This window comes from Nonomuraea sp. NPDC050383 (assembly GCF_044459125.1).
Taxonomy (GTDB): Bacteria; Actinomycetota; Actinomycetes; order Streptosporangiales; family Streptosporangiaceae; genus Nonomuraea.
The window spans coordinates 964,101-986,643 of record NZ_JBITIP010000001.1 but is presented as its reverse complement, the minus strand read 5'-3'; the positions used below and the strand labels follow the sequence as shown (position 1 = coordinate 986,643).

At 73.7% G+C, this 22,543-nt stretch carries 20 protein-coding genes; 16 read left to right on the top strand and 4 right to left on the bottom strand.

Going from position 1 to position 22,543, the window contains the following annotated elements; all coding sequences use genetic code 11:
* Positions 1 to 25: 25 nt before the first annotated feature.
* The 10 genes from ACIBG4_RS04475 to ACIBG4_RS04430 all read left to right on the top strand — a co-directional run bounded on the left by ACIBG4_RS04475 (position 26) and on the right by ACIBG4_RS04430 (position 8,603).
* Positions 26 to 793: a phytanoyl-CoA dioxygenase family protein gene (locus ACIBG4_RS04475; RefSeq protein ID WP_397200627.1), complete on the top strand. Its 768-nt coding sequence runs from the start codon at positions 26 to 28 to the stop codon at positions 791 to 793.
* Positions 778 to 1,734, top strand: coding sequence for a phosphotriesterase (locus tag ACIBG4_RS04470; RefSeq protein ID WP_397200626.1), 957 nt, complete (start codon positions 778 to 780; stop codon positions 1,732 to 1,734). The genes ACIBG4_RS04475 and ACIBG4_RS04470 overlap by 16 nt, the downstream gene beginning before the upstream one ends.
* Positions 1,731 to 2,924, top strand: coding sequence for a cytochrome P450 (locus ACIBG4_RS04465; RefSeq protein WP_397200625.1), 1,194 nt, complete (start codon positions 1,731 to 1,733; stop codon positions 2,922 to 2,924). Before ACIBG4_RS04470 ends, ACIBG4_RS04465 begins: the two co-directional genes overlap by 4 nt.
* Positions 2,921 to 3,766, top strand: a complete 846-nt coding sequence (locus ACIBG4_RS04460) for an SDR family NAD(P)-dependent oxidoreductase (RefSeq protein WP_397200624.1) — start codon at positions 2,921 to 2,923, stop codon at positions 3,764 to 3,766. The genes ACIBG4_RS04465 and ACIBG4_RS04460 overlap by 4 nt, the downstream gene beginning before the upstream one ends.
* Positions 3,767 to 3,832: 66 nt before the next feature.
* Positions 3,833 to 4,678, top strand: coding sequence for a Gfo/Idh/MocA family protein (locus tag ACIBG4_RS04455; protein WP_397200623.1), 846 nt, complete (start codon positions 3,833 to 3,835; stop codon positions 4,676 to 4,678).
* Between the two features lie 199 nt (positions 4,679 to 4,877).
* Positions 4,878 to 5,840, top strand: coding sequence for an ABC transporter substrate-binding protein (locus tag ACIBG4_RS04450; protein ID WP_397200622.1), 963 nt, complete (start codon positions 4,878 to 4,880; stop codon positions 5,838 to 5,840).
* Positions 5,841 to 5,920: 80 nt separating this feature from the next.
* Positions 5,921 to 6,919, top strand: a complete 999-nt coding sequence (locus ACIBG4_RS04445) for a FecCD family ABC transporter permease (RefSeq protein ID WP_397200699.1) — start codon at positions 5,921 to 5,923, stop codon at positions 6,917 to 6,919.
* A 5-nt stretch (positions 6,920 to 6,924) separates the two neighbouring features.
* The gene (locus ACIBG4_RS04440) at positions 6,925 to 7,806 is read left to right on the top strand and encodes an ABC transporter ATP-binding protein (protein WP_397200621.1); all 882 of its coding nucleotides are present in this window, start codon (positions 6,925 to 6,927) and stop codon (positions 7,804 to 7,806) included.
* The gene (locus ACIBG4_RS04435; protein ID WP_397200620.1) at positions 7,803 to 8,453 is read left to right on the top strand and encodes an adenosylcobinamide amidohydrolase; all 651 of its coding nucleotides are present in this window, start codon (positions 7,803 to 7,805) and stop codon (positions 8,451 to 8,453) included. The genes ACIBG4_RS04440 and ACIBG4_RS04435 overlap by 4 nt, the downstream gene beginning before the upstream one ends.
* A gap of 21 nt (positions 8,454 to 8,474) precedes the next feature.
* Entirely contained in the window at positions 8,475 to 8,603 is a 129-nt protein-coding gene (locus tag ACIBG4_RS04430; protein WP_397200619.1) for a hypothetical protein, read from the top strand.
* Positions 8,604 to 8,674: 71 nt separating this feature from the next.
* On the opposite strand, the gene ACIBG4_RS04425 is transcribed toward ACIBG4_RS04430, so the two are convergent.
* The 3 genes from ACIBG4_RS04425 to ACIBG4_RS04415 all read right to left on the bottom strand — a co-directional run bounded on the left by ACIBG4_RS04425 (position 8,675) and on the right by ACIBG4_RS04415 (position 13,350).
* Positions 8,675 to 9,538 (bottom strand): alpha/beta fold hydrolase, encoded by an 864-nt coding sequence (locus ACIBG4_RS04425; RefSeq protein WP_397200618.1) that lies wholly within the window; start codon positions 9,536 to 9,538, stop codon positions 8,675 to 8,677.
* A gap of 73 nt (positions 9,539 to 9,611) precedes the next feature.
* Positions 9,612 to 11,321: a hydantoinase B/oxoprolinase family protein gene (locus ACIBG4_RS04420; protein ID WP_397200617.1), complete on the bottom strand. Its 1,710-nt coding sequence runs from the start codon at positions 11,319 to 11,321 to the stop codon at positions 9,612 to 9,614.
* The gene (locus ACIBG4_RS04415) at positions 11,314 to 13,350 is read right to left on the bottom strand and encodes a hydantoinase/oxoprolinase family protein (RefSeq protein WP_397200616.1); all 2,037 of its coding nucleotides are present in this window, start codon (positions 13,348 to 13,350) and stop codon (positions 11,314 to 11,316) included. Before ACIBG4_RS04415 ends, ACIBG4_RS04420 begins: the two co-directional genes overlap by 8 nt.
* A gap of 103 nt (positions 13,351 to 13,453) precedes the next feature.
* On the opposite strand from ACIBG4_RS04415, the gene ACIBG4_RS04410 reads away from it, so the two are divergent.
* The 6 genes from ACIBG4_RS04410 to ACIBG4_RS04385 all read left to right on the top strand — a co-directional run bounded on the left by ACIBG4_RS04410 (position 13,454) and on the right by ACIBG4_RS04385 (position 21,101).
* A complete protein-coding gene (locus tag ACIBG4_RS04410) occupies positions 13,454 to 14,944 on the top strand; it encodes a hypothetical protein (RefSeq protein ID WP_397200615.1) in 1,491 nt (496 codons plus the stop codon).
* Positions 14,944 to 16,494, top strand: coding sequence for a serine/threonine protein kinase (locus ACIBG4_RS04405; RefSeq protein WP_397200614.1), 1,551 nt, complete (start codon positions 14,944 to 14,946; stop codon positions 16,492 to 16,494). The genes ACIBG4_RS04410 and ACIBG4_RS04405 overlap by 1 nt, the downstream gene beginning before the upstream one ends.
* Before the next feature lie 88 nt (positions 16,495 to 16,582).
* Positions 16,583 to 17,239 carry a response regulator gene (locus ACIBG4_RS04400; protein WP_397200613.1) on the top strand — a complete coding sequence of 219 codons (657 nt, stop codon included), beginning with the start codon at positions 16,583 to 16,585 and terminating at the stop codon, positions 17,237 to 17,239.
* 87 nt (positions 17,240 to 17,326) lie between these two features.
* Positions 17,327 to 19,390 carry a DUF6421 family protein gene (locus ACIBG4_RS04395; protein WP_397200612.1) on the top strand — a complete coding sequence of 688 codons (2,064 nt, stop codon included), beginning with the start codon at positions 17,327 to 17,329 and terminating at the stop codon, positions 19,388 to 19,390.
* Positions 19,387 to 20,016 (top strand): SDR family NAD(P)-dependent oxidoreductase, encoded by a 630-nt coding sequence (locus ACIBG4_RS04390; protein WP_310715917.1) that lies wholly within the window; start codon positions 19,387 to 19,389, stop codon positions 20,014 to 20,016. The genes ACIBG4_RS04395 and ACIBG4_RS04390 overlap by 4 nt, the downstream gene beginning before the upstream one ends.
* On the top strand, positions 20,013 to 21,101 hold the full coding sequence (locus tag ACIBG4_RS04385; RefSeq protein ID WP_397200611.1) for a threonine aldolase family protein: 1,089 nt from the start codon (positions 20,013 to 20,015) through the stop codon (positions 21,099 to 21,101). Before ACIBG4_RS04390 ends, ACIBG4_RS04385 begins: the two co-directional genes overlap by 4 nt.
* On the opposite strand, the gene ACIBG4_RS04380 is transcribed toward ACIBG4_RS04385, so the two are convergent.
* Entirely contained in the window at positions 21,098 to 22,510 is a 1,413-nt protein-coding gene (locus tag ACIBG4_RS04380; RefSeq protein WP_397200610.1) for a phytoene desaturase family protein, read from the bottom strand. The two genes, ACIBG4_RS04385 and ACIBG4_RS04380, sit on opposite strands and share 4 nt — an antisense overlap.
* Positions 22,511 to 22,543: the final 33 nt, after the last annotated feature.

Below are 22,543 nucleotides of genomic sequence, written 5' to 3'. Positions count from 1 at the left end.
TTGCTTCAGATGCGAGACTGGCCGCATGGACATCCCGGTGCGCCAAGCGACGGACGACGAGGTGAGGTTCTTCCACCGGCACGGCTGGGTCCGGCTCCCCCGGCTGGTGCCCCCGGACACCGTGACGGCCCTGCGCGAGCGGGCGGCCGGCTACCTGGAGGCCCGCCGGAGGGAGCACGCCACGCTGGTCGACCAGGCGTTCGGCCAGTCACGCGACATCGCCGAGAGCGACGAGGCGTTCCGCGCGCTCGCCCTGGCCCCGGTGATGGGCCGCAACGCCACCCGCATGCTGCACGGGGTGCGCGACGTCCGCGTCCAGGTGACCAACCTGCTCGTCAAGGAGCCGGGGGAGCACGGCGCGACCGAGTTCCACCAGGACTTCCCGTGGATGCCGATGGACCGCTCGGCCATGCTCACCGTCTGGCTCGCCCTGGCCGACGTGCCCGCCGACATGGGGTCGTTGCGCTTCTACGCCGGCTCCCATCGGCACGGCGTGCTCGGCCGCAGCTTCACCCGGGCCGGCGACGACCAGCTCACCCAGCATCCGTGGCTGAAGGACCTGGAGCTGTCGCCCCCGCTCGACCTCCAGGCGGGAGACGCCACCGTCCACCACGCCCTGACCGTGCACGGGGCGCCCGCCAACCGGCGCGAGACGACCCGGCTGTCGTTCACGGTCACGTACTTCGACGCCGACGCCCTCTACACCGGCACGCCGTACCGGCAGACCGACGGGCTCGGCCTGGAGGTCAACCGGCCGTTCGACCATCCGAGGTTCCCGTGCCCGAGACCGTGAGAGGACCCGTCGCCGACCTCGGGGCGACGCTCATGCACGAGCACGTCTTCGGGCTCAGCCCCGAGATCCTCTGGAACTGGCCGGACATCCCCGAGGGCTGGGACCTGGAGACGCGCGCCCGGGAGGCCGCGGCCAAGCTGGACGCCGCCGGGGCCGAGGGCATCGACACGATCGTGGACCTCACCGTCGTCGGGCTCGGCCGGCACGTCCCGGCCGTCCAGCGGGTCGCCGAGCTGACCCGGGTGAACATCGTGGCCGCGACCGGCCTCTACACCTACGACGCGCTGCCGCCGTACTTCGGCAACCGCGGCCCCGGCACGCTGTTCGGCGGCCCCGACCGGCTGGCGGAGTTCTTCGTCCGCGACCTCACCGAAGGCATCGGGCGTACCGGGGTGAAGGCCGCGATCCTCAAGTGCGCCACCGATCAGCCGGGCATGACCAAGGGCTGCGAGCGGGTCTTCCGCGCGGTGGCCGAGGCGCACCTGGAGACGGGCGCGCCCATCACCACGCACTCCCACAGCCCGAGCCGGGGCGGCCTGGAGCAGCAGCGGCTGCTCGCCTCGCTCGGCGTGGACCTCGGCCGGGTCGTCATCGGCCACGCGGGCGACTCCACCGACGTGGCCTACCTGGAGGAGCTGGTCGCGAACGGCTCGTTCATCGGCATGGACCGCTTCGGCATCGGCACCATCAGCCCGTTCGAGGACCGCGTCGCGGTCGTGGCCGCCCTGTGCGAGCGGGGGCACGCGGGGCACATGGTGCTCGGCCACGACTCGTACTGCTTCAACGACCGCTTCGACGCCGAGGTCGTACGCCGGCGCCACCCCGACTACCACCTGCTGCACGTCTCCCGTGACGTCCTGCCCGAGCTGCGCAGGCGCGGCGTCACCGAGGAGCAGATCCACCAGATGCTCGTCGACAACCCGCGGAGGATCTTCGGATGATCGAGGACTTCGACGTCGCCTCGGACTGGCACGTCGCCTCGCCGTACGCGTTCCTGGCCAGGCTGCGCCGGGAGCGGCCGGTGTTCCACAGCGGGCATCTCGGCGCGTACGTGCTCACCCGCCACGCCGACGTGCGCGCCGCGTACGGCGACCCGCGGCGCTTCTCCTCCAAGGGCTCGCTCACGATCTCCCGCAGCCTCACCCGGGAGACCCGCGAGAAGCTGGGCGAGCACGGCTCGTTCCTGTCGAGCTTCGTGGCCAACGTCGACCCGCCCGACCACACCCGGCTGCGCCGATCGGTGTCGCGCGCGTTCACGCCGCGCGCCGTGTCGGCGATGGAGGAGACGTTCCGGCGGCTGAACGAGGAACTGGTCGACCGGATCGAGCCCCGGGGCCGCGCCGACTTCGTGACCGACCTCGGGCACGAGCCGTCGATCAAGCTGACCGCCCGCTTCATCGGCGTGTCCGAGGCGGACGAGGCGTTCGTGCAGGCGCACGTGAAGGACTGGTTCCAGCTCTTCCTGTCGCCGCAGCCGCCGGAGCGGCAGCTCGAGCTGGCCGACAGCTTCCTCGCCTACCTCGGCTACGTGGATCGGCTGGTCGCCGCCCGCGCCGAGCAGCCGCGCGACGACTTCACCTCGCTGATGACCTCGCTCATCGGCACCGAGCTGACCCACCGTGAGGTGGTGGAGCTGATCTCCACGATCCTGCTCGGCGGCAACGACACCGTCCCCAACCAGCTCGGCAACTCCGTCCTGCGGCTGCTGCGCGAGAAGGCGTGGCCGGTCCGGCCCGCCCTGATCCAGAACGCGGCCGAGGAGTGCATGCGGATCGACGGCGCCTCCCTCGGTTCGTTCCGGTACGCCACGACCGACGTCGTCCTGCACGGGGAGACGATCCCGGCCGGGTCGCTGGTGCTGCTGTCGACCGATTCGGCGGCCCACGACGAGACGGTGTTCGCCGACCCGGAGCGGTTCGTGATCGACCGGCCCAACGCGGACGCGCACATGGTGTTCGGGTACGGGATCCACTTCTGCGTCGGGGCCGCGCTCGGCCGGCTCCAGCTCCGCACGGCGCTGGAGGTGCTCGGGCGGCGCCTGCCGGGGCTCCGGCTCGCCGCCGGTCAGGAGATCGCCTACCGCCGCTCCATCGTCGGGCGCGGGCTGCCGTCGCTGCTGGTGGAGTGGTGACGGCGGACCGGCCCCTCGACGGGCCGCGCGGTCCCGGCGGGCGCTTCGACGGGCGGGTGGCTTTGGTGACCGGCGCGGGCTCCGGCATCGGCGCGGCGTGCGCCGCGCGCCTGGCCGCCGAGGGGGCGTGCGTCGGAGTCCTCGACGTACGGGCCGCCGGGGCCAGGGCCACGGCCGCCGCCATCCGGAGCGGTGGCGGCACGGCCACGGCCCTGACCTGCGACGTGTCGGACGAGAAGCAGGTCGCCGCCGCCCTGGCCGAGCTGCTCGCCTCGTACGGGCGGCTGGACGTCGTCCACTCCAACGCGGCGGCGCTCGGCCGCGACGTGTACGGCCGCGACCAGCACCTGGAGACCCTCGACGCGGACGTGTGGGACCGGACCATGGCGGTGAACCTGCGCGGCCCGATGCTGCTGGTCAAGCACGCCGGGCCGCGCATGGCCGACGGGGGCGCCTTCGTCCTCACCTCGTCGGTGTCGGGGCTGACGGGCGACCTGGACCACGCCGCGTACGGGACGTCGAAGGCGGCGCTGAACGGCTTCGTCCGCTACGTGGCCACGACGTACGGGCCGCGCGGCATCCGCTGCAACGCGGTCGCCCCGGCGCTGGTGCTCACGGACGCCGCCCGGCTCGCCCTCGGCCCGGACCGGATGGCCGACAAGGCGGCGGAGCGGCTGCTGCCGTGGGCCTGCACGCCGGGGGACGTGGCGGACCTGGTGGCGTTCCTCGCCTCGGACGAGGCGCGGTGCGTCACGGGCCAGACGGTCGTGATCGACTGCGGGACCCTGGCCCACCGGCCGGAGCACGCCGTCCACCAGTGGCGGCTGGGCGGCACCCCATGAAGACACGAAATATCCCATAGGGTCGTGAAATAGGCGACCTTGGGAGGATTGATGGAGCCGGTGGCGGTGGGACTCATCGGGGCCGGGCCCTGGGCGGAGCAGGCGCACGCCCCCATGCTGGCCCGCGGCCCGCACACCCGGCTGGCGGGCGTCTGGGCCCGCCGCCCGGAGGCCGCCGCGCGGCTCGGCGCGCCCGTGTTCGAGCGGGTCGAGGAGCTGTTCGACGCCTGCGAGGCCGTGGCGTTCTGCGTGCCGCCCGCCGTACAGGCCGAGCTGGGGATCAGGGCCGCGAAGGCGGGCAAGGCGCTGCTGCTGGAGAAGCCGCTCGCCGACTCCCTCGACGCCGCCGAGCGGCTGGCCGCCGCCGTCGCCGAGACCGGCGTGGCCTCCCAGATGGTGCTGACCCTGCGCTACGCCGCCCGTACCCGGGAGTTCCTGGCCCGCTGCGCCGAGATCGAGCCGTTCGGCGGGCACGCCGCGAACATCTCCGGTGCCCTGCTCGGCGACCACCCGTTCGCGACCCCCTGGCGGCTGGAGCGCGGGGCGCTGCTCGACGTGGGCCCGCACATGGTCGACCTGCTCGACGCCGCGCTCGGTCCCGTCACCGGCGTGCGCGCCCACGGGGACCCGCTCCGCTGGACCGGCCTGCTGCTGGAGCACGAGGGCGGCGCCGTCAGCGAGGCGTCGCTGTGCATGGCCGCCCCCGGCGACACCCCGCCCTCCTCCGTCGCCGTCTACGGCCGCCGGGGCAGCGCGGTCCTGGCGCCGGACGACGGCGACGCCCTGGCCGTCGTCGCCGAGGAGTTCGCCCGGACCGTGCGGCGGGGCGGCGGCCACCCGCTCGACGCCGCCCGCGGCCTGCGGCTCCAGCGGGTCATCGCGGAGGCGGAGGCGCAACTGTCCGCCCCTTGACTTCGGCTTCATCCGGAGGATTGATAGCGTTTGTCCGACGCGCAGTGTTGCAGCGAAGTCCGGTGCGAGTCCGGCGCTGTCCCGCAACTGTCATAGCCAGGTCGCCTGCCTCTGCGCTGACGTCATCAACCCTCGTGGAAAAGGGTGATCCGTCGCACATCGCGGGTCTCTCGGTTCCGACAGTGTGAAAGGACTACTCGTGAGGCCCGTACGCACGGCCTTCGCGGGCGCGCTGCTGGGAACGCTCGTTCTGGCCGCCTGCGGCCAGACCGCCCCCAACGCCCCCTCGTCCACGCCTCCCACCCAGGCGCCCCCCACCATGGGGACCACCACGGCCGCCTCCTTCCCGGTCACGGTGGAAGCGGCCAACGGCAAGGTCACCCTCGCCAAGCGGCCCGAGCGCATCGTCTCCCTCTCCGCCGCGCACACCGAGACCCTGTACGCCATCGGCGCGGGCCCGCAGGTGATCGCGGTCGACGACCAGTCCGACTTCCCGGCGCAGGCGCCCCGCACCGCTCTGTCCGGGTTCAAGCCGAACGTCGAGGCGATCGCCGCGCAGAAGCCCGACCTCGTCATCGTCTCCAACGACATCGACAAGGTCGTCTCCGAGCTGGGCAAGCTGAACGTCCCCGTCCTGCTGGAGCCCGCCGCCACCAAGCTGGACGAGGCGTACGACGAGATCGCCGACCTCGGCGCCGCCACCGGCAACCAGGAGAAGGCCGACGAGGTGGTCACCGGGATCAAGGCGTCGCTGGACAAGCTCGCCGCGAACGCCCCCAAGGACCACAAGCTCACCTACTACCACGAGCTCGACCAGACGCCCTACGCGGCGACGTCCAGCACGTTCATCGGCCAGATCTACGGCCTGTTCGGCCTGGTCAACATCGCCGACAAGGCACCCGGCGCGGCCGGCGGCTACCCCAAGCTGTCGAAGGAGTTCGTCGCCCAGGCCGACCCGGACCTGATCTTCCTGGCGGACGTGAAGTGCTGCGGGCAGAGCAAGGACGCCCTGGCCAGGAGGCCCGGCTGGAAGAACCTGTCGGCCATCAAGAACGACCAGGTCGTCCCGCTCGACGACGACGTGGCCTCCCGGTGGGGACCGCGCATCGTGGACCTCGCCGAGACGATCGGCGCCGCGGTGTCCAAGGCGGCCGGCTCGTAGTGTCCCGGCCAGCGCCGCCCCGCCCGCCCGCCGCCCGGCCGCGGCCACCCGGCCCCGCCGCCCCGTCCCGGGCCAGACCGCTGTGGCTGGTAGGGGCGGCGGCGGTGCTGGCCGCCTCCATGATCGTCGGGCTGCTCGGCGGGGCCGCCGACATCTCGCCCGGCCAGGTGGCGCTCCAGGCGCTCGACTGGCTGCCGCTGGTCCACGTCGACTCCGGCCTCGCCCCCGTCGAGCAGGGTCTGCTGTACGAGATCCGGCTGCCCCGCGTCCTGCTGGCGGGCATCGTGGGCGGGCTGCTGGCCGTGGCCGGCGCCGGTTACCAGGGCGTCTTCCGCAACCCGCTGGCCGACCCGTACCTGCTCGGCGCCGCGGCCGGCGCCGGGCTGACGGCGACGGTCGTGATCGTGCTGTTCCCCACCGGCGCCGGCGCCGTGCCGGTGGCGGCCTTCGCCGGGGCCGTCGGCGGCGTGGTCCTCGCGTACGCGCTGGGCAACACCGCCGGGCGCTCCGGCGGCACCGCGACGCTCGTGCTGGCCGGGGTGGCGGTCACGTCGTTCCTGACCGCGATCCAGACGTTCGTCCAGCAGTTCAAGGTCGAGGAGCTCCAGCGGATCTACTCCTGGATCATGGGCGACGTGGGCGGCGGATGGGAGCAGGTCCGCCTCGTCCTGCCGTACGCCGCCGTCTCCTCCGTCCTGCTGCTCCTGCACGGGCGGATGCTCGACGTGCTGTCCGTCGGTGACGAGGAGGCGACCAGCCTCGGGGTGCGGGCCGGGCGGGTACGGCTCGCGGTGCTGCTGGCCGCGTCGCTGGCCACGGCGGCGGCCGTCGCGGTGAGCGGGCTGATCGGGTTCGTCGGGATCGTCATCCCGCACGTGGCCCGGCGGCTCGCGGGCGGCTCCTACCGGATCGTGCTGCCCCTGTCGCTGCTCGGCGGCGCCGCGTTCCTCGTGCTCGCCGACGTGGTCGCGCGCACCGTCATCGCCCCGGCCGAGCTGCCCATCGGGGTGGTCACGATGTTCGTGGGCGCGCCGTTCTTCGTCGGCGTGCTGCGCCTGACCCGGCGGGCCGCCACATGACCCGCATGGAGCCCGCCCCTGCCACCGGCCCGGCGCCCGGCCCGGCGCCCGTCCCGGCGGCCGGCTCGACGACGGGCCCGGCCACAGGCCCGGAGACAGGGACGGTGATCGGCACGGCCGGGGTGTCGGTGCGGCTCGGCGGCCGGCCGGTCCTCGACCACGTGGACCTGTCCGTACGGCCGGGCGAGTGGCTGGCCGTCGTCGGCCCGAACGGGGCCGGCAAGTCCACCCTGCTCAAGGCGGTCATGGGCCTGCTGCCGCATGAGGGCGAGATCACGCTCGGCGGCAGGCCGTCGCGGGCCCTCCGCCCCCGGGACCGGGCCCGTCTCGTGGCCTACGCGCCCCAGACCCCCGCGCTCCCGCCCGACATGACCGTGTTCGACTACGCCCTGCTGGGCCGCACCCCGTACATCCCGTACCTGGGCCGCGAGAGCCGCCACGACAGGGAGGTCACCGCGTCGGTGCTCGACCGGCTGGACCTGGCGGACTTCGCCGGCCGTCGCGCCGGCGAGCTGTCGGGCGGCGAGCGGCAGCGCGTCGTGCTGGCCCGCGCGCTCGCCCAGGAGGCGCCCGTCCTCCTGCTCGACGAGCCCACCACCGCGCTCGACCTCGGCCACCAGCAGCAGGTGCTGGAGCTGGTGGACCGGCTCCGGCTCGCCGACGGCCTCACCGTCGTCACCACGCTGCACGACCTCACCCTCGCCGGGCAGTACGCCGACACCCTGCTCCTGCTCGCCGGCGGCCGGGTCGCGGCGGCCGGCGGGCCGGCCGAGGTGCTCACCGAGGACCTCGTCGGCCGGCACTTCGGCGCGACCGTGCAGATCCGGCCGGGCCCCGGCGGGCGGCCCGTCGTCCACCTCGTCCGAGGGGGCCGGGAGGCGACGTGAACCTCACCTACCGTGACGAGGACGGGGCGCGGCTGGGGACGCTGCTGTGGGAGTTCGGGCCGGGCTGGCGGATGATCTCCTCGGCGGTGCTCGGCGGGGGCATCGGCCCGCGCGCCTGGGTGCTGAACGCCCAGGTGGTGGCGGGCTACTCCGGCATGGACCCGGCCGGCCACCTGGCCTCGCTCGCGCCGCCCGGGCCCGGGGTGGGCATGATGACGGCCGCCTCGGTCGACCGCCGCGTCACGGCCTCGGACGGCGGGGTCCTGGCGGTGGCCACGGTCGGGCTGCGCGTCCCCACCTGGGCCGCCGCCCCGGAGGGCGCCGCGGACCCCGAACTGGCACCCATGCTCACGCGGCCGCCGGTCGGGACGATCAACATCGTGGCCGCGTTACCGGTGGCCATGACGGACGCGGCCCTGGTCAACGCCGTCATGACGGTGACGGAGGCGAAGACGCAGGCCCTCGTGGAGGCGGGCTTCGCGGGCACGGGCACGGCCTCGGACGCGGTGTGCGTCGCCGTACGGGAGGAGGGCCCGGCGGAGCCCTTCGGCGGCCCCCGCTCCACCTGGGGCGCCCGCCTCGCCCGCGCCGTCCACCAGGCGGTCCGGACGGGCGCCGAAGCGTGGCGCCCCAATGACAAGGAGTGACGAATATCGGGGAAGTAGCATGTGACCGAGGGCGAGATCCGCGACAATGAGTGGGTGACCGCGATGGCGACGACCGAACCGACCAGCGGAAGCACGGTCCTTCCAGGCGTGCCACCGTTCACCGTCGACCTGCTCAGTCGCCGCGGCTGAGCTCACCGCCCGTATCGGTCCGGACGCCGGTACGGGGCTGGGGATTCCGGTTCTGCGATACGCCGCGCACGTCAACCGCGGGGAGTGCGGAGGAAGGCCAGGATGGAGTCGGTCTGACCGGAGATCGAGTGTCCGACTCCGGGCAGGAGCCGCACGGCCGCGTGGGGGACGCATCGGCGGACGCGCCGGGCGGTGTCGGAGGAGTCGAACAGGGCGTCGCGCTCGCCGAGCGTCACCAGCATCGGCTGGGTCAGGCGGCGCAGCGCGTCGTCGGAGAACCTGGGCAGCTGCGCCCGGCGTGGCCTGAACTGCGTGAAGGTCAGCACCAGGTCGTCGAGGATGGATTCGTCCCGCTGCCTGTCCAGGCCGGCGACACTGCGCGCGGACCGGCGCATGCCCCGGCGCCCGAAGGGCCGGAGCAGGACGGCCTTGAGCAGCCAGGCCGACCTGGTCCTGCCCACTCCGCCGGGGCACAGCAGGGCCAGGCGCGTCACCCGGCCGGGCCTGCGGGTGGCATAGTCCAGGGCCATCCAGCCGCCGAGTGAGATGCCGACGATCGCGGTGCTGGTGATGCCCAGCGCGTCGAGCACCTCGTCCAGCCACAGGGCGTAGGCGTCGGAGGCGAGGGGTGGGCGGGAGGGGGCGCTCAGGCCCGGTTCGCCGATGAGGTCGATGGCGTACACGCGGAAGTGCCGCGACCAGGCGGTCACGTCGCTGCGCCATATCGCGGTGTTGGTGCCGGAGCCGTGCAGCAGGACCACAGGGGGCGCGTGCTCGGGTCCGGAGGCGACGACGAAGGTCTCACCCTGGCGGGTCGGCGTGTGGATGTGGTCGGCGGGCACCGGCCAGGTGCGCAGCGCCTCCCGGTAGCGGCGCAGGATCTCGTTCGCGCCGGCGTCCGACTTGTAGATCGACAGCGCGTCTTGGTTGTGCATGGAAAGTACCGTAACACTCCCATTCTTGAGAAGAGAAAGGGAGTGTTACGGAATTTTGGAGAGTGTTAGGCCCTCATGCGGCATCGCGGCCGAGCGTGCCGTCCGCGTCGGCTCGGACGCCGTAGTCCTCGACGGCGCCGCGCAACGAGACGCGGCCCGCCCGCAAGTCATCGGCCACCGCCGCGAGGTCCCGCTCCAGCGGCGGGCCGATCCCGCCGCCCCCCGTCGTCTCCACCACGAACGCCTCCCCGGCGCCGAACCGGACGTTGTTCACCTTCGACGCCAGCCGCTCCAGCGTCCCGTCCAGGTGGCGCTTGTAGAAGCCCCCGACGCGCCCCGGCAGCCCGCCGTCCCGGCCCGGCGGGGCGAGGCGGAGCCGGTCGCCGCGGGTCGTCACGTGGCAGTCCGCCAGGAACCGGTACACCGTGCGCGACCCCAGCCCGCCCCTGAACCGGCCGGGCCCGCCCGAGTCGGGGATGGTCTCGATCGACTCCACCACCAGCGGGCAGCGGCTCTCCACCGGCTCCACCTGGGGCACCGAGTTGCGGCCGATCCCGAAGTGCACACCCGTCGCGTCCGGCCCGTCGAGCCCCCGCCGCGCGCCGACCCCGCCGAAGTCGTAGGCCAGGTGGATCCAGTACGGCGCCCCCACGGCCGCGATCGAGAACGGCTGCAGGATCCCGCTCGCCGCGATCGCCCGCTCCGGCACCGCGTCGGACAGCGCCTGGAAGACGGCCTCCATGGCGGCGTAGATGGGCACGTACCGGCCGCCGCACGGGTACGGGGCGCGGGCGTCGAGCAGCGAGCCGGGCGGCAACCGCACCTCGACGGCGCGCAGGCAGCCGTCGTTCATGGGGATGGCCGGGTCGAGGAAGCAGCGCACCGCGAAGACGGCGGCGGCGAGCGACTGCGAGGCGGACGCGTTGATCGCGGCCGGCACCTGCGGGTCCGTCCCCGCGAAGTCCACCACCGCGCCCGCGCCGGCTCCCCCTGACGGGTGCAGGGTGAGGGCGACCCGGACGTGGTGCGGGGTGAGGGTGTCGATGCCGTCGTCGTCGATCGGGTACGACGCCGCGAACCGGCCCGCCGGCAGCTCCGCCAGCGCCGCGCGGGTGCGGGCCTCGGTGTGGTCGAGGTACGCCTCGACGCCCTCGGCCAGGCCCGTCTCGCCGTACTCCTCGACGAGCGCGCCGAGCCGGACGGCAGCCACCGTCGTGCCGGCGATCAGCGCCCGCACGTCCCCCATGACCTTGTCCGGGGTACGGCTGTTGGCGCGCAGGATCGCCTCGACCGTGGGCTCGATCCCGGCGGCGGTCGCCAGGCGGACGGGCGGGAGCTGGAGCCCTTCGAGGAAGATGTCGGTGGCCAGCGGCGCCATGCCGCCCGCCGACAGCCCGCCCAGGTCCGAGACGTGGATCATGGCTGCGGTGAAGTACGCGGGCCGGCCGCCGACGAAGACGGGCCGGTAGACCAGCAGGTCGTTGGTGTGGACGCCGCCCCGGTAGGCGTCGTTGAGCACGTACACGTCGCCGGGCCGCATCGCGGCGAGCGGGACGTCCGCGACCAGCTCGGGCAGGGCGACCTTGAGCGCCATGCTGTTCATGAGAGTCGTGGCCATGGACTGGGCGATCAGCCGCCCGCCGGCGTCCAGGAGGGCGGCGGAGGCGTCGGAGCCCTCGACGATGAACGTCGAGTAGGCCGAGCGGACCACGACGATGCTCGCCTCCTCGGCGGCCACCACGAGGGCGTTGCGCAGGACGTCCGCGGTGAGCGTGTCAGGCATCAGGAGCCTCCTCGGACGCGGCGACGAGGTGGACGGCCCGGCCGGGGCCGAGCAGGGCGGTCCAGCCGGGCGGCACGACGATGGTGGACTCGGCGTCCTCGACGATCGCCGGGCCGGGCAGGCGGGGGAGGAGGCTGAGGGTGGCGCGCGTGTGCACGGGCGTGCCGGCGTAGCCGCCCAGCTCGGCGAAGTACGCGAGCCTGCTCCCCGGCGATCCCCCGGGCGGGGGTTCGGCGGGCGGCTCCGCGGGCGGCTCCGGCGGGGCCGCGAGCGTGACGCGGACCCGGTAGCCGACCAGCTCGACCTCCCCGCGCTGCTCGATCCCGTACACCTGGGCGTACCGGGAGAAGAAGCGGGCCTCCACCGCCTCCCGCGACGGCTCCCACGCGACCGTCAGGTCGTGCGACTGCCCGAGGAAGCGCGCGTCCACCGACCGCTCGACCCGCACGCCCGGCTCGCCCGGTGACACGCCGAGGTCGGCCGCCGCCGCGGAGGCCAGCGCGGTGAGGACCGCCTCCGGGTCCCCGGCGTCGAGCCGCGTCAGCACCCGGTCGGTCGACAGCTCGCCCCGCAGCAGTCCCGCGGCCGAGGCGACCCCGCAGTGCTCGGGCACCACGACCCGCCCGATCCCGAACCGCCCTGCCACCCGCGCCGCGTGCATCGGCCCGGCGCCGCCGAAGGCCACCAGCGCGAACCCGCGCGGGTCGATCCCCCTCTGCACGGTCACCACGTGCACGGCCGCGGCCATGGCGGCGCTGACGATCGCGTGCACGGCGTGGGCGGCCTCGGCCCGCGACACGCCGAGGGGCTCGGCGAGCCGGTCGAGGGCCTTGCCGGCGAGCGGCGGCGACAGGGGGATGGAGGCGGAGCCCAGGTAGCCGAGCACGAGGTTCGCGTCGGTGACGGTCGGCTCGCCGCCGCCGAGGCCGTAGCAGGCGGGACCGGGGGAGGAGCCCGCCGAGTGGGGGCCGACGCGCAGCGCTCCGGCGGCGTCGATCCAGGCGACGCTGCCGCCGCCCGCCCCGACCTCGGCCAGGTCGATGGCGGGCGTCCTGATCGGCACGCCGGTTCCGGCGCGCCGCCCGCCGAAGCTGCCCTTGCCGCCGACGTGGAACTCGTGGGTGATCTCCGGCCGGCCGCCGCGCACGACGCAGGCCTTGGCGGTGGTGCCGCCCATGTCGAACGAGATCACGTCGGCGATGCCGGTGGACATGCCCGTGGAGGCGGCGGCGAGCACCCCGGCCGCGGGACCGGACTCGATGGTGGCCACGGCCCGCCGGGCGGCCAGGCGGGCCGACATGACGCCGCCGCCCGACTCCATGACGTGGACGGGCGCGCGCACGCCGAGCGCGGCCAGGGCGTCCTCCAGCCGGGACAGGTACGACGCCATCAGTGGCCCGACATAGGCCGACATGATGGTCGTCGTGGCCCGTTCGTACTCGCGGATCTCCGGCCACACCTCCGAGGAGGCCACCACGTTCGGCACCAGCTCGCGCAGGATCGCCGCCACGCGCCGCTCATGGGCGGGCTCGGCGTAGGAGTGCAGCAGGCACACGGCGGCCGAGGTGATGCCCCGGCGGGCGATCTCCGCGGCGGCCAGCCGCACGGAGCCCTCGTCGAGCGGGGTCAGCACCTGCCCCCGCGCGGAGATCCGCTCGGTCACCTCGAAGCAGTCGCCGGGCTCGACGGGCGGCGGAGGGGGCGTGAACCGCAGGTCGTACCGGTCCTCCTCGACCCGGGCGTAGCGGCCGAGCGGCACGACCGAGCGGAACCCCCGGGTGGTGACGAAGGCGACCCGCACGCCCTTGCGCTCCAGCACCGCGTTGGTGGCCAGGGTGGTCGCGTGGACCACGCGCGTCACGAGGGCCGGGTCGAGGCCGGAGAGCACGCGCGTAACGCCGGTGACGATCCCCGCGATGGGGTCGTCGTGGGTGCTCAAACACTTGGCCACCGTGACCGTGCCAGAGGGACGGCGCAGCACCACGTCGGTGAAGGTGCCACCGACGTCCACGCCGATCGCGAAGCCCATCCCGGTACGGTAGACAACAAGCAAGCGCTTGTCTATCCGCGGCTCTCTTGACTTACGGCAGGTGATTGGGACGCTGTTTACAATCCTGCGAAACGGAGCGGCGATGGCTCGTCTCACAGCTCTGGCCGGCGGCGCCGCTGTGGCGCTGACGGCGCTGTTCCTCCCGCTTTCCCCTCTCTCCCTCCCGGCCGCGGCGCACGAGCATCCCAGCGGCGTCACCGACCTCGTCACCCCGGCCGTGGTCCGCGTCGAGGCCACCGCGCACATCGACATAACGCTCCTCGACCACATACGGGACCTGGTCCACGTGGAACGGTCCTACAAGGTCCCCATCGGCGTGGGCACCGGAACCGTGGTCAACCCCGAGGGGGCCATCGTCACGCTCACCCGCGTGGTCAAGGGCGAGCAGGACCTCGCGGTCTACGCGGCCAACAAGATCTTCGCCGAGCACCACAAGGTGAAGATCCCGGCCGACTTCGAGCGTCACAAGCTCAAGGACGACGTGCTCGACCACCACCTCCAGCAGTGCTACCCGCCGCTGACCTCCAGGGCCACCTGCATCTTCGCCATCAGGACCGACATCACGGTCTTCCCGAACGTCTCCCCGGCCGACCCCAAGGGGCTCAAGGCGGACCTGGTCAGGGCGGGCTCCGGCCCCGACACCCCGGCCGTGCTCCAGACGTCCGGCAGGGTCGTGGGCAGCGTCGGCCTGCCCACCGCGCCGCTCGCCGACCGGGTGCCCGAGTCGGCGGGCTCGCCCACCAACGTGGCCGGCTTCCTCGGCCGCCCCGGCCCCACCGTGCAGAACACCGTCGAGATCGCCCACCTGGCCAAGGGCGGCGGCGCGGGCGAGAACGGCAGGCCGTTCGCCGACCCGGAGAAGAAGGTGGACGAGCCGGTGAAGCTGGCCGGCCTGGCCGACCGCGGGCTGCGCGGCGCGCCCGTCATCGGCGACAAGGACGGCCACGTCGTCGGCCTGCTCATCGGCGGCGGCAACGCGGCCAGGATGATCGGCATCAGGGAGGTCACGGCGGCCCTGGCCAAGGCGGGGGTCGCCCCGCGCCGGGGTGCGATCGACTCGACGTTCGAGGCGGCGCTGACCCGCTACCACACCAAGTACTACACGGAGGCCGCGCCCGGCTTCCAGCGCGTGCTGGAGCTCTACCCGGGCAACGTGGTGGCCGCCGCGCTGCTCAAGGACTCCCTGGCCAAACGGGGCGGCCCCGAGGACCGCGGCGTCAGGCCGGTCGCCGTGCCGCCGCGCGCCTCCACCCCGCTGTGGCCGTTCATCGTGGCCGCCGCGGTGCTGTTCCTGGCCGCGGCGACCGGGGCGTTCCTGCTGTGGCGGCGCCGCCGCGCGCCCGAGCCGAAACCCGAGCCGCCGCCGCTGGTCACCGCGCCCGCACAGCCGCTGGACGACAGCGCCGGCCAGACCGTGGTCGTCCGGCGCTCGCAGCCGTTCGCGGTGATCCCGCAGCAGAAGCAGGTGCTGACCGCGCAGGAGCCGACCGTCAAGTACTGCACGGCCTGCGGGATGCGGCTGGGCGCCGCCCACCGGTTCTGCGGCTACTGCGGTCACCCCAGCGAGACGTGATGCAGGTGAACGACAGATCACTCATCGGCCAGGAGGTGGCCGGGTACTACATCGAGGACATCGTCGGCAAGGGCGGCATGGCCGTCGTCTACCTGGCCCTGGACCCCCGGCTGAGCCGGCGCGTGGCGCTCAAGATCCTCAACCCGGTGCTGAGCGTCGACGACCGCTTCCGCCAGCGGTTCATCCTGGAGTCCAGGACGGTCGCCAGCATCGAGCACCCCAACATCATCCCCATCTACGAGGCCAACGCCGACGCCGACGGCGTGCTGTACATCTCCATGCGCTACGTCGACGGGCTCGACCTGCGCCGCCTCATCTACGACCGGGGACCGCTGCCGCTCGCCCAGGCCAGCCAGATCTTCGCGCAGGTGGCCGCCGCGCTCGACGCCGCGCACGCCCACGACCTCATCCACCGCGACGTCAAGCCGGCCAACATCCTGCTGGCCGGCGACCACGTCTACCTGACCGACTTCGGCATCACCAAGCACCGCACGTCGATCTCCGGGCTGACGCAGACCGACCAGTTCATCGGCACCCCCCGGTACATGTCGCCCGAGCAGATCAACAAGGAGCACATCGACGGCAGGTGCGACCAGTACGCGCTGGCCTGCGTCGTGTACGAGGCGCTGTCGGGGCGGCTGCCGTTCCAGCGCGACAACGACATCGCGCTGCTGTGGGCGCACCTGGCCGAGCAGCCCACGCCGCTGGCCCAGGTACGGTCGGAGCTGCCGCCCGAGGTCGACGCCGTGATGGCGCGGGCGCTGGCCAAGTCGCCCGAGCAGCGCTACCCGTCGTGCGGGGCGTTCGTGGCCGCGCTGCGCGACGCGATGAGCGGCCACCTGGACGCCCAGCCGTTCGCCCAGCCGCTCGTCCAGCCGCCGGCCGGCCCCGTCCCGGTACGGCGGAGGGAGCCGGCCGCCCCGGGCGGGACGGGCCGGATCGGGAAGCCGGGCCGGCTGCCGATCATCGCGGCCGCGCTCACGGCGGCCGTCGCGGCGCTCGTCCTCGTCGTGCTGCTCGTGGTGAGCCAGCGGGGCGAGTCGTGGGCCCGCTACCGGCCCACCACGGCAGCGCCGGTGAGCTTCGAGTACCCGGCCGACTGGACGGTCCGTACCCACGAGGACCTGTTCGCGGTGGTCTCGCCGCACGCGACGGAGTTCGAGTCGATGTTCGTCTCGGGAGCCGCGGCGGACTGGGCGCCGGTCACCCCGCTCATCACCGACGAGCCCGACAGCGCCGCCGGCGTGTACGTCCAGGTCTCCGACACCCTCAGCACCACGGCCACCGACACGCAGATGAAGGCCATGCTCGAAGGGCTGCTGCCCGGGAAGATCGACGTGAGCGGGCCGGTCACCGAGCAGGCCGGCACCAGCCCCGCCACCCGCTACACGGGGTCGCTGACCGACCGCGACAGCGGCGTCCGGCTCGGCTTCGTCGGCTACGTCGTCGACCGCAAGCCCAAGCCGATGCTCCTGCTGTACTTCTGCGCCCGCAACACCTGTGACGACGCCGTGCAGGCGCGCGTCCGCCAGAGCGTCCGCCTCTCCTGACCCGCTCCGAACCTGTGATCTTGGAAGCCACTTGCGCGCGGCTTGACCTGGGTGTCCCATCGGCCCGTGGCCGTCTAGTCTCCCGCGTGTGAGCATACGCATCGTCATCGCGGACGACCAGGCGATGATCAGGGCCGGCCTCCGCATGATCCTGGAGGCCGAGCCCGGCATGGACGTCGTGGGCGAGGCCGCCGACGGCCGGGAGGCCGTCGCCGTGGCCCGGCGCACCCGTCCCGACATCGTCCTGATGGACATCTCCATGCCCCGCCTCGACGGGCTGTCGGCGGCCAGGGAGCTGCTCGAAACGCCGTCGCCCCCCAAGATCATCACGTTGACCACCTTCGACAGCGACGAGAACCTGTACGCCGCGCTGCAGGCCGGCACCAGCGGCTTCCTGCTGAAGGTCTCGCCTCCCGAGCAGCTCCTGGAGGCCGTCCGCGTCGTCCACGCCGGCGACGCGCTGCTCGACCCCGCGGTGACGAGCCGGGTGATCGCCTCCTTCGCCGGCCGCCGCGAGCCGACGCCCTCGCCGCGGCTGGGCGAGCTGACGCCGCGCGAGCTGGAGGTGCTGCGGCTGCTGGCCCGCGGCATCACCAATGCCGAGATCGCCAGGGAGCTGTTCGTCGGCGAGGCCACGGTCAAGACGCACGTGGCGCGGGTGCTCATGAAGCTGCACCTGCGTGACCGGGCGCAGGCGGTCGTCTTCGCGTACGAGTCGGGGGTGGTGCGTCCGGGAGACTCCTGAGTCTCAGCATCCGGAAGCCTTTTGTGATACTTCGGGGGTCTGTGTGTATATTTTCCGTTTGAAAGCGGGAGTTACAGGAGATCTTTCATGCAGGCTTTCCCCAGGGTGCTGTTCGACGAGGCCCACAGCGAGTCGTGGACCATCCGCCGCGACGTGGCCGAGACCATCAACCCCGCCCATCCCGACGACAGCAGCTACGCCCGCGCGGCCGACCTGCTGCGGCACCTGGGGCACACGGTGACGGCCCACACCGGCGGCCCGCTGACGGCTGGAGCGCTCCAGGACCAGGACGTGCTGGTCATCGCCCATCCGGCGGACGAGCGGTGGGAGCGCACCACCGGCCTCGGCTCCCCGGTGTTCGCCGAGGCCGAGCTCGACGCCGTGCGTGACTTCGTCGCCGGCGGCGGCGGCCTCGTCGTGCTCGCCGAGGAGGAGCAGGACAAGTACGGCAGCAACCTCGCCGACCTGCTCGCCCGCTTCGGCGTCGGGGTCGGTCACACCACCGTGCGCGACCCGAGGAACGCCCACCGCGGCGTGGCCACCTGGGTCGTCGCCGCCCCGGCCACCGGCGACGGCCTGCTCGCCGGCGTCAAGAGCGCCTGCTTCTACCGCTCCGGCGTCCTCACCGCCGACCCGGACGCCACCGTCCTGTTCGCCACCTCGCCGGACGCCGCTCCCGCCGGAGCCCCGCTCGCCGTCGCCCTGACCCACGGCGAGGGCCGCGTGGTCGTCTTCGCCGACTCCGACCTGTTCGGCGACGACTCCCTCGACGACCACGACCACCGGCGGCTCTGGAGCAACGTCGTCACCTGGGCCGCCCGCGTCCCCGCCGGCGCCTCCTCGGCCGCCGGCCGCGACGAGGTCAAGGCCGGGCTGTTCGCCGGGCTGAAGGCCGCCGTCGAGGAGCTGCGGCCCCTCCAGGTGAAGGACGGCTCGGTCCCGGAGGACAAGGAGCGGGCCAAGGAGCTGGTCGGCGTCATCGCCGCCCGTGTGGCCGAGCTCGCCCCGCACTTCCCGCACGACGCCGCCTACCTCCAGGCCGTCCAGGACGACCTGGCCGCCTGGTCCCGCCAGGACCTCGGGGTCCCCGACTTCCTCGCCTCGCTGGAGCTCTTCCACCCCGACACCCAGCGGGTCGACGGGCTGGAGCACCTCGTGGTGTTCCCCATGTACACCCAGAACGGCAACCCGAACCGCAACCTCGAAGCGGTCTGGCTGCGCACCATCTGGCCCGGCTGGCTGGCCGAGCTGGAGGCCGGCGGCTACGACAACCCGATGTTCGTGCCCATCGCCTTCGAGGACTTCACCTCCGGCTACGACACCCACTCGGCCGTGCTCTTCCCCGAGACCGTCGCCGTGCGGCAGGCCCCGGCCCGCTTCACCTGGGGCGGCATCTTCGCCGACCGCGAGGCCGCCCGGTTCCGGCGCGTGTCGGGCGCGGCGACCACCACGCTCCGGCTCGACCTGCCGCCGGACGCCGCCCGGCTGCTCGCCTCGCAGCAGCTCGCCCAGGACACCTTCGTCATGTGGGACCTCATCCACGACCGCACCCACAGCTACGGCGACCTGCCGTTCGACCCCTTCATGATCAAGCAGCGCATGCCGTACTGGCTGTACTCGCTGGAGGAGCTGCGCTGCGACCTGACCGCGTTCGGCGAGGCGGTCAAGCTGGAGGCGCGGGGCGTGCCGCACGCCCGCTACGTCCAGCACGCCATCCTGTTCGACCGGCTCTTCCGCTTCCCGATCACCGGCGAGCGGGTGCGCAACTACGACGGGCTCGGCGGCCAGCTGCTGTTCGCCTACCTGCACCGCAACGACATCGTCCGCTGGACCGACAACCGGCTCACCATCGACTGGGACCGGGTCGCCGACGGCGTCGCCGACCTGCGCGGCGAGGTCGAGAAGCTCTACCGCGACAGCATCGACCGCTCCAAGCTGGCCCACTGGCTGGCCGCCTACGAGCTGGTCAGCGCCTACGTCGAGCCGCACCCCGCCTCGACCTGGGCCAAGGGCGTCCAGGCCCTGCCCGAGGAGCAGAAGGCCAAGGTGGACGCGGTGCTGCCCGACGAGTTCCCCCTGAGCATGTTCTACGAGGCGCTGCGCCGTAAGCTGGCCGACGTGGTCGAGTCGACGAAGGGGATCCGGGGATGATCGTCGTGGTGACCGGGGCCGGCGGCCCCACCGGTCAGGCCGTGGCCGGCCACTTCCGCGCAGGCGGGCACACCGTGATCGCCGTGGACCGCGACGAGGTGGACCTGCTCGACCGCGACGCCGTCCACGCCTTCGCGGCGCGCGTGGAGAAGGAGCACGGCCTGGTCGACGGCGTCGTCCACCTCGTCGGCGGCTGGCGCGGCTCCAAGAGCTTCGCCGAGACCGACCTCGGCGACTGGGACGCCCTGCACGATCTGCTGATCCGCACGCTCCAGCACGTCTCGCTGGCGTTCGAGCCGCTGCTGCGCAGGAGCGCCAACGGCCGGTTCGTGGTCGTCTCCGCCCAGGCGGCGCAGCGGCCCACCGCGGGCGGCGCCGCCTACGCCGCCGCCAAGGCCGCCGCCGAGGCGTGGACCCTCTCCCTGGCCGACGCGCTGCGCGACACCCGCTCCGCGGCCGTCATCCTCGTCGTCAAGGCGCTGGTCAACGACGCCATGCGCGCGGCCAAGCCGGAGGCGCGCTTCGCCGGGTTCACCGACGTGCGCGACCTCGCCCAGGCCGTCGACGGGCTCTACGACCGGCCCGCCACGGAGATCAACGGAACCCGACAGGACCTCACGACGTGACACCACGGCACGACCCCTCGCTCAAGGGCTTCGCCAGCGACAACTACGCCGGCGTCCACCCCGAGATCCTCCAGGCCATCGCCGAGGCCAACGGCGGTCACCAGATCTCCTACGGCGACGACGTCTACACCGAGGCGCTGGGCCAGGTCTTCCGCCGGCACTTCGGCGAGACGGCCCGCGCGTGGCCGGTGTTCAACGGCACCGCCGCCAACGTCGTCTCGCTGCGCTCCATGCTCGCCCCCTGGGAGGCGGTCGTCTGCGCCGAGACGGCCCACATCAACACCGACGAGGGCGGCGCCCCCGAGGTGGTCGCCGGCATCAAGCTGCTCACGGTCCCCACGCCCGACGGCAAGCTCACGCCCGAGCTGATCGACCGGCAGGCGTGGGGCTTCGGCGACGTCCACCGCGCCCAGCCACGCGTGGTGTCCATCTCCAACACCACGGAGCTGGGCACCGTCTACACGCCGCAGGAGATCGCCGCGATCTGCGCCCACGCCCACGAGCGCGGCCTGCTCGTGCACCTCGACGGCTCCCGCCTGACGAACGCCGCCGCCGCGCTCGACGTGCCCATGCGGGCGCTGACCACCGACGCGGGCGTCGACGTGCTGTCCTTCGGCGGCACCAAGATCGGCATGCTGTACGGCGAGGCTGTCGTGGTGCTCAATCCCGAGGCGGCCCGGGGCGTCGACTACCTGCGCAAGACGCTCATGCAGCTGTCGTCGAAGATGCGGTTCGTCTCCGCCCAGTTCGAGGCGCTGCTGTCGGGCGACCTGTGGCTGCGCAACGCCCGCCAGGCCAACGCCATGGGCCGGCGGCTGGACGAGGCGGTCCGCGGCCTGCCGGGCGTGCGGGTGCCGCGGCCCGTCGAGGCCAACGCCGTCTTCGCGATCCTGCCCCGCGACGTCACCGAGCGCCTGCAGAAGCGCTTCCGCTTCTACACCTGGAACGAGGCGACGGGCGAGGTGCGCTGGATGTGCGCCTTCGACACCACCGAGGCCGACGTGGACGCCTTCGCGGCGGCCCTCGCCGAGGAGCTCGGCGTCGGGTCAGGCGAGGAGCCCGGCGAGGAACCCGGCGAGGGCTAGCGCGCGCGGAGGGCGAGGCGGGCGGCCTGCCAGCCGCCCATCCCGTGGGTGCCCGCCCCCGGCGGTGTCGCCGCCGAGCACAGGAACACCCCCGGCAGCGGGGTGCGCCACGGCGCCGGCGACCAGACCGGCCGCCGGGCGAACTGCCCGAGGCTCGCCAGTCCGCCGCCGATGTCGCCGCCCACCAGGTTGGCGTCGAACGACTCCAGCGCCGCCGGCCCCATGGCGTGCCGGGCCAGCACCCGGTCCCGGAACCCCGGGGCGTACCTCTCGATCTGCGCCTCGATCGCGGCCGTCATGTCCACGGCCGAGCCGTTGGGCACGTGGCAGTAACCCCACAGCGTGTGGCCGCCGCGGGTGGGGTCGGCCGCGTACGGCTGGACGAGCAGCACGTACGGGCGCGGCGAGTGGCGTCCGCGCGCCGTCTCGGCCTCGCTCAGCGCGATCTCCTCCAGCGTGCCGCCCAGGTGGACGGTGCCGGCCGAGGCGACGGCCGGGTCGCGCCACGGCACCGGCCCGTCGAGCGCCCAGTCCAGCTTGAACACTCCCGGCCCGTAGCGGTAGCGCCGCAGCCGCCGCCGGTAGGCCGGGGGCAGCTCGGCCATCTCCAGGAACTGCCGGGGCGTCACGTCGAGCACGACCGTCCCGGCGTCGAGCTCCGCGAGCTCGCCCAGGTGGCGTACCCGATGTCCGGCGACCGCCTCCCCGCCCAGCTCGCGGAGTCTGGCCACCAGGGCGTCGGCCAGCGCCTGCGACCCGCCCCTGACCAGCGGCCAGCCCACCATGTGCGCCAGCGCGCCGAGCATCAGGCCGTACGCGCCGCTGAGCGGCGCGCGCAGGTCCAGCAGCGAGTGCGCGGCCATCCCGGCGAACAGGGCCCGGCCCTCGGTGGTGCGGAACACCCGCCGCGCGAACGCCGTGGCGGGCGTCAGGCCGGCGAGCCCGAACCCGGCCGCCGACGCGAACGCCCGGGGACCGCCGCGCCACGGCCCGAGCGGCCTCAGCAGCAGGTCGGTGAGCGGCAGGCCGGCGCGCGCCACCGCGCCCACGCTCGCCCGCCAGGCCGCGCCGTCCACGCCCAGCCCTTCGGCGGTGCGGCCGGCGTCGCGGTGCACCAGCACCGCGGGCCGGTCGTCGAGAGGGTGGGCGGCGGCCACGGGCGGGTGCGCGAACTCCACCATCCGCTCCACGCCCAGCTCCCGGAACGCGGGCGAGGCCAGGGCCAGCGCCATGACCGTCGCCCCCACGTCGTGGACGCGGCCCGGCAGCGTCAGCTCCTCCGAGCGCAGCCCGCCGCCGAACCGCTCGGCCGCCTCCAGCAGCACCACCTCGCGCCCGGCCGCTGCGAGCATGACGGCCGCGACGAGCCCGTTGGGACCCGACCCGACGACGACCGCCCGGCTGCTCACCCGAGCCCGCTCACGTCGCGGCATCCGGGGCCC

What these genes read in the sequence shown, in the direction of transcription:
- ACIBG4_RS04415 (WP_397200616.1), bottom strand. Translation starts at nt 13,350, where the DNA reads ATGGGCTTCGCGATCGGCGTGGACGTCGGTGGCACCTTCACCGACGTG.
- ACIBG4_RS04425 (WP_397200618.1), bottom strand. Translation starts at nt 9,538, where the DNA reads ATGCACAACCAAGACGCGCTGTCGATCTACAAGTCGGACGCCGGCGCG.
- ACIBG4_RS04395 (WP_397200612.1), top strand. Translation starts at nt 17,327, where the DNA reads ATGCAGGCTTTCCCCAGGGTGCTGTTCGACGAGGCCCACAGCGAGTCG.
- ACIBG4_RS04465 (WP_397200625.1), top strand. Translation starts at nt 1,731, where the DNA reads ATGATCGAGGACTTCGACGTCGCCTCGGACTGGCACGTCGCCTCGCCG.
- ACIBG4_RS04440 (WP_397200621.1), top strand. Translation starts at nt 6,925, where the DNA reads ATGGAGCCCGCCCCTGCCACCGGCCCGGCGCCCGGCCCGGCGCCCGTC.
- ACIBG4_RS04390 (WP_310715917.1), top strand. Translation starts at nt 19,387, where the DNA reads ATGATCGTCGTGGTGACCGGGGCCGGCGGCCCCACCGGTCAGGCCGTG.
- ACIBG4_RS04475 (WP_397200627.1), top strand. Translation starts at nt 26, where the DNA reads ATGGACATCCCGGTGCGCCAAGCGACGGACGACGAGGTGAGGTTCTTC.
- ACIBG4_RS04405 (WP_397200614.1), top strand. Translation starts at nt 14,944, where the DNA reads ATGCAGGTGAACGACAGATCACTCATCGGCCAGGAGGTGGCCGGGTAC.
- ACIBG4_RS04410 (WP_397200615.1), top strand. Translation starts at nt 13,454, where the DNA reads ATGGCTCGTCTCACAGCTCTGGCCGGCGGCGCCGCTGTGGCGCTGACG.
- ACIBG4_RS04420 (WP_397200617.1), bottom strand. Translation starts at nt 11,321, where the DNA reads ATGCCTGACACGCTCACCGCGGACGTCCTGCGCAACGCCCTCGTGGTG.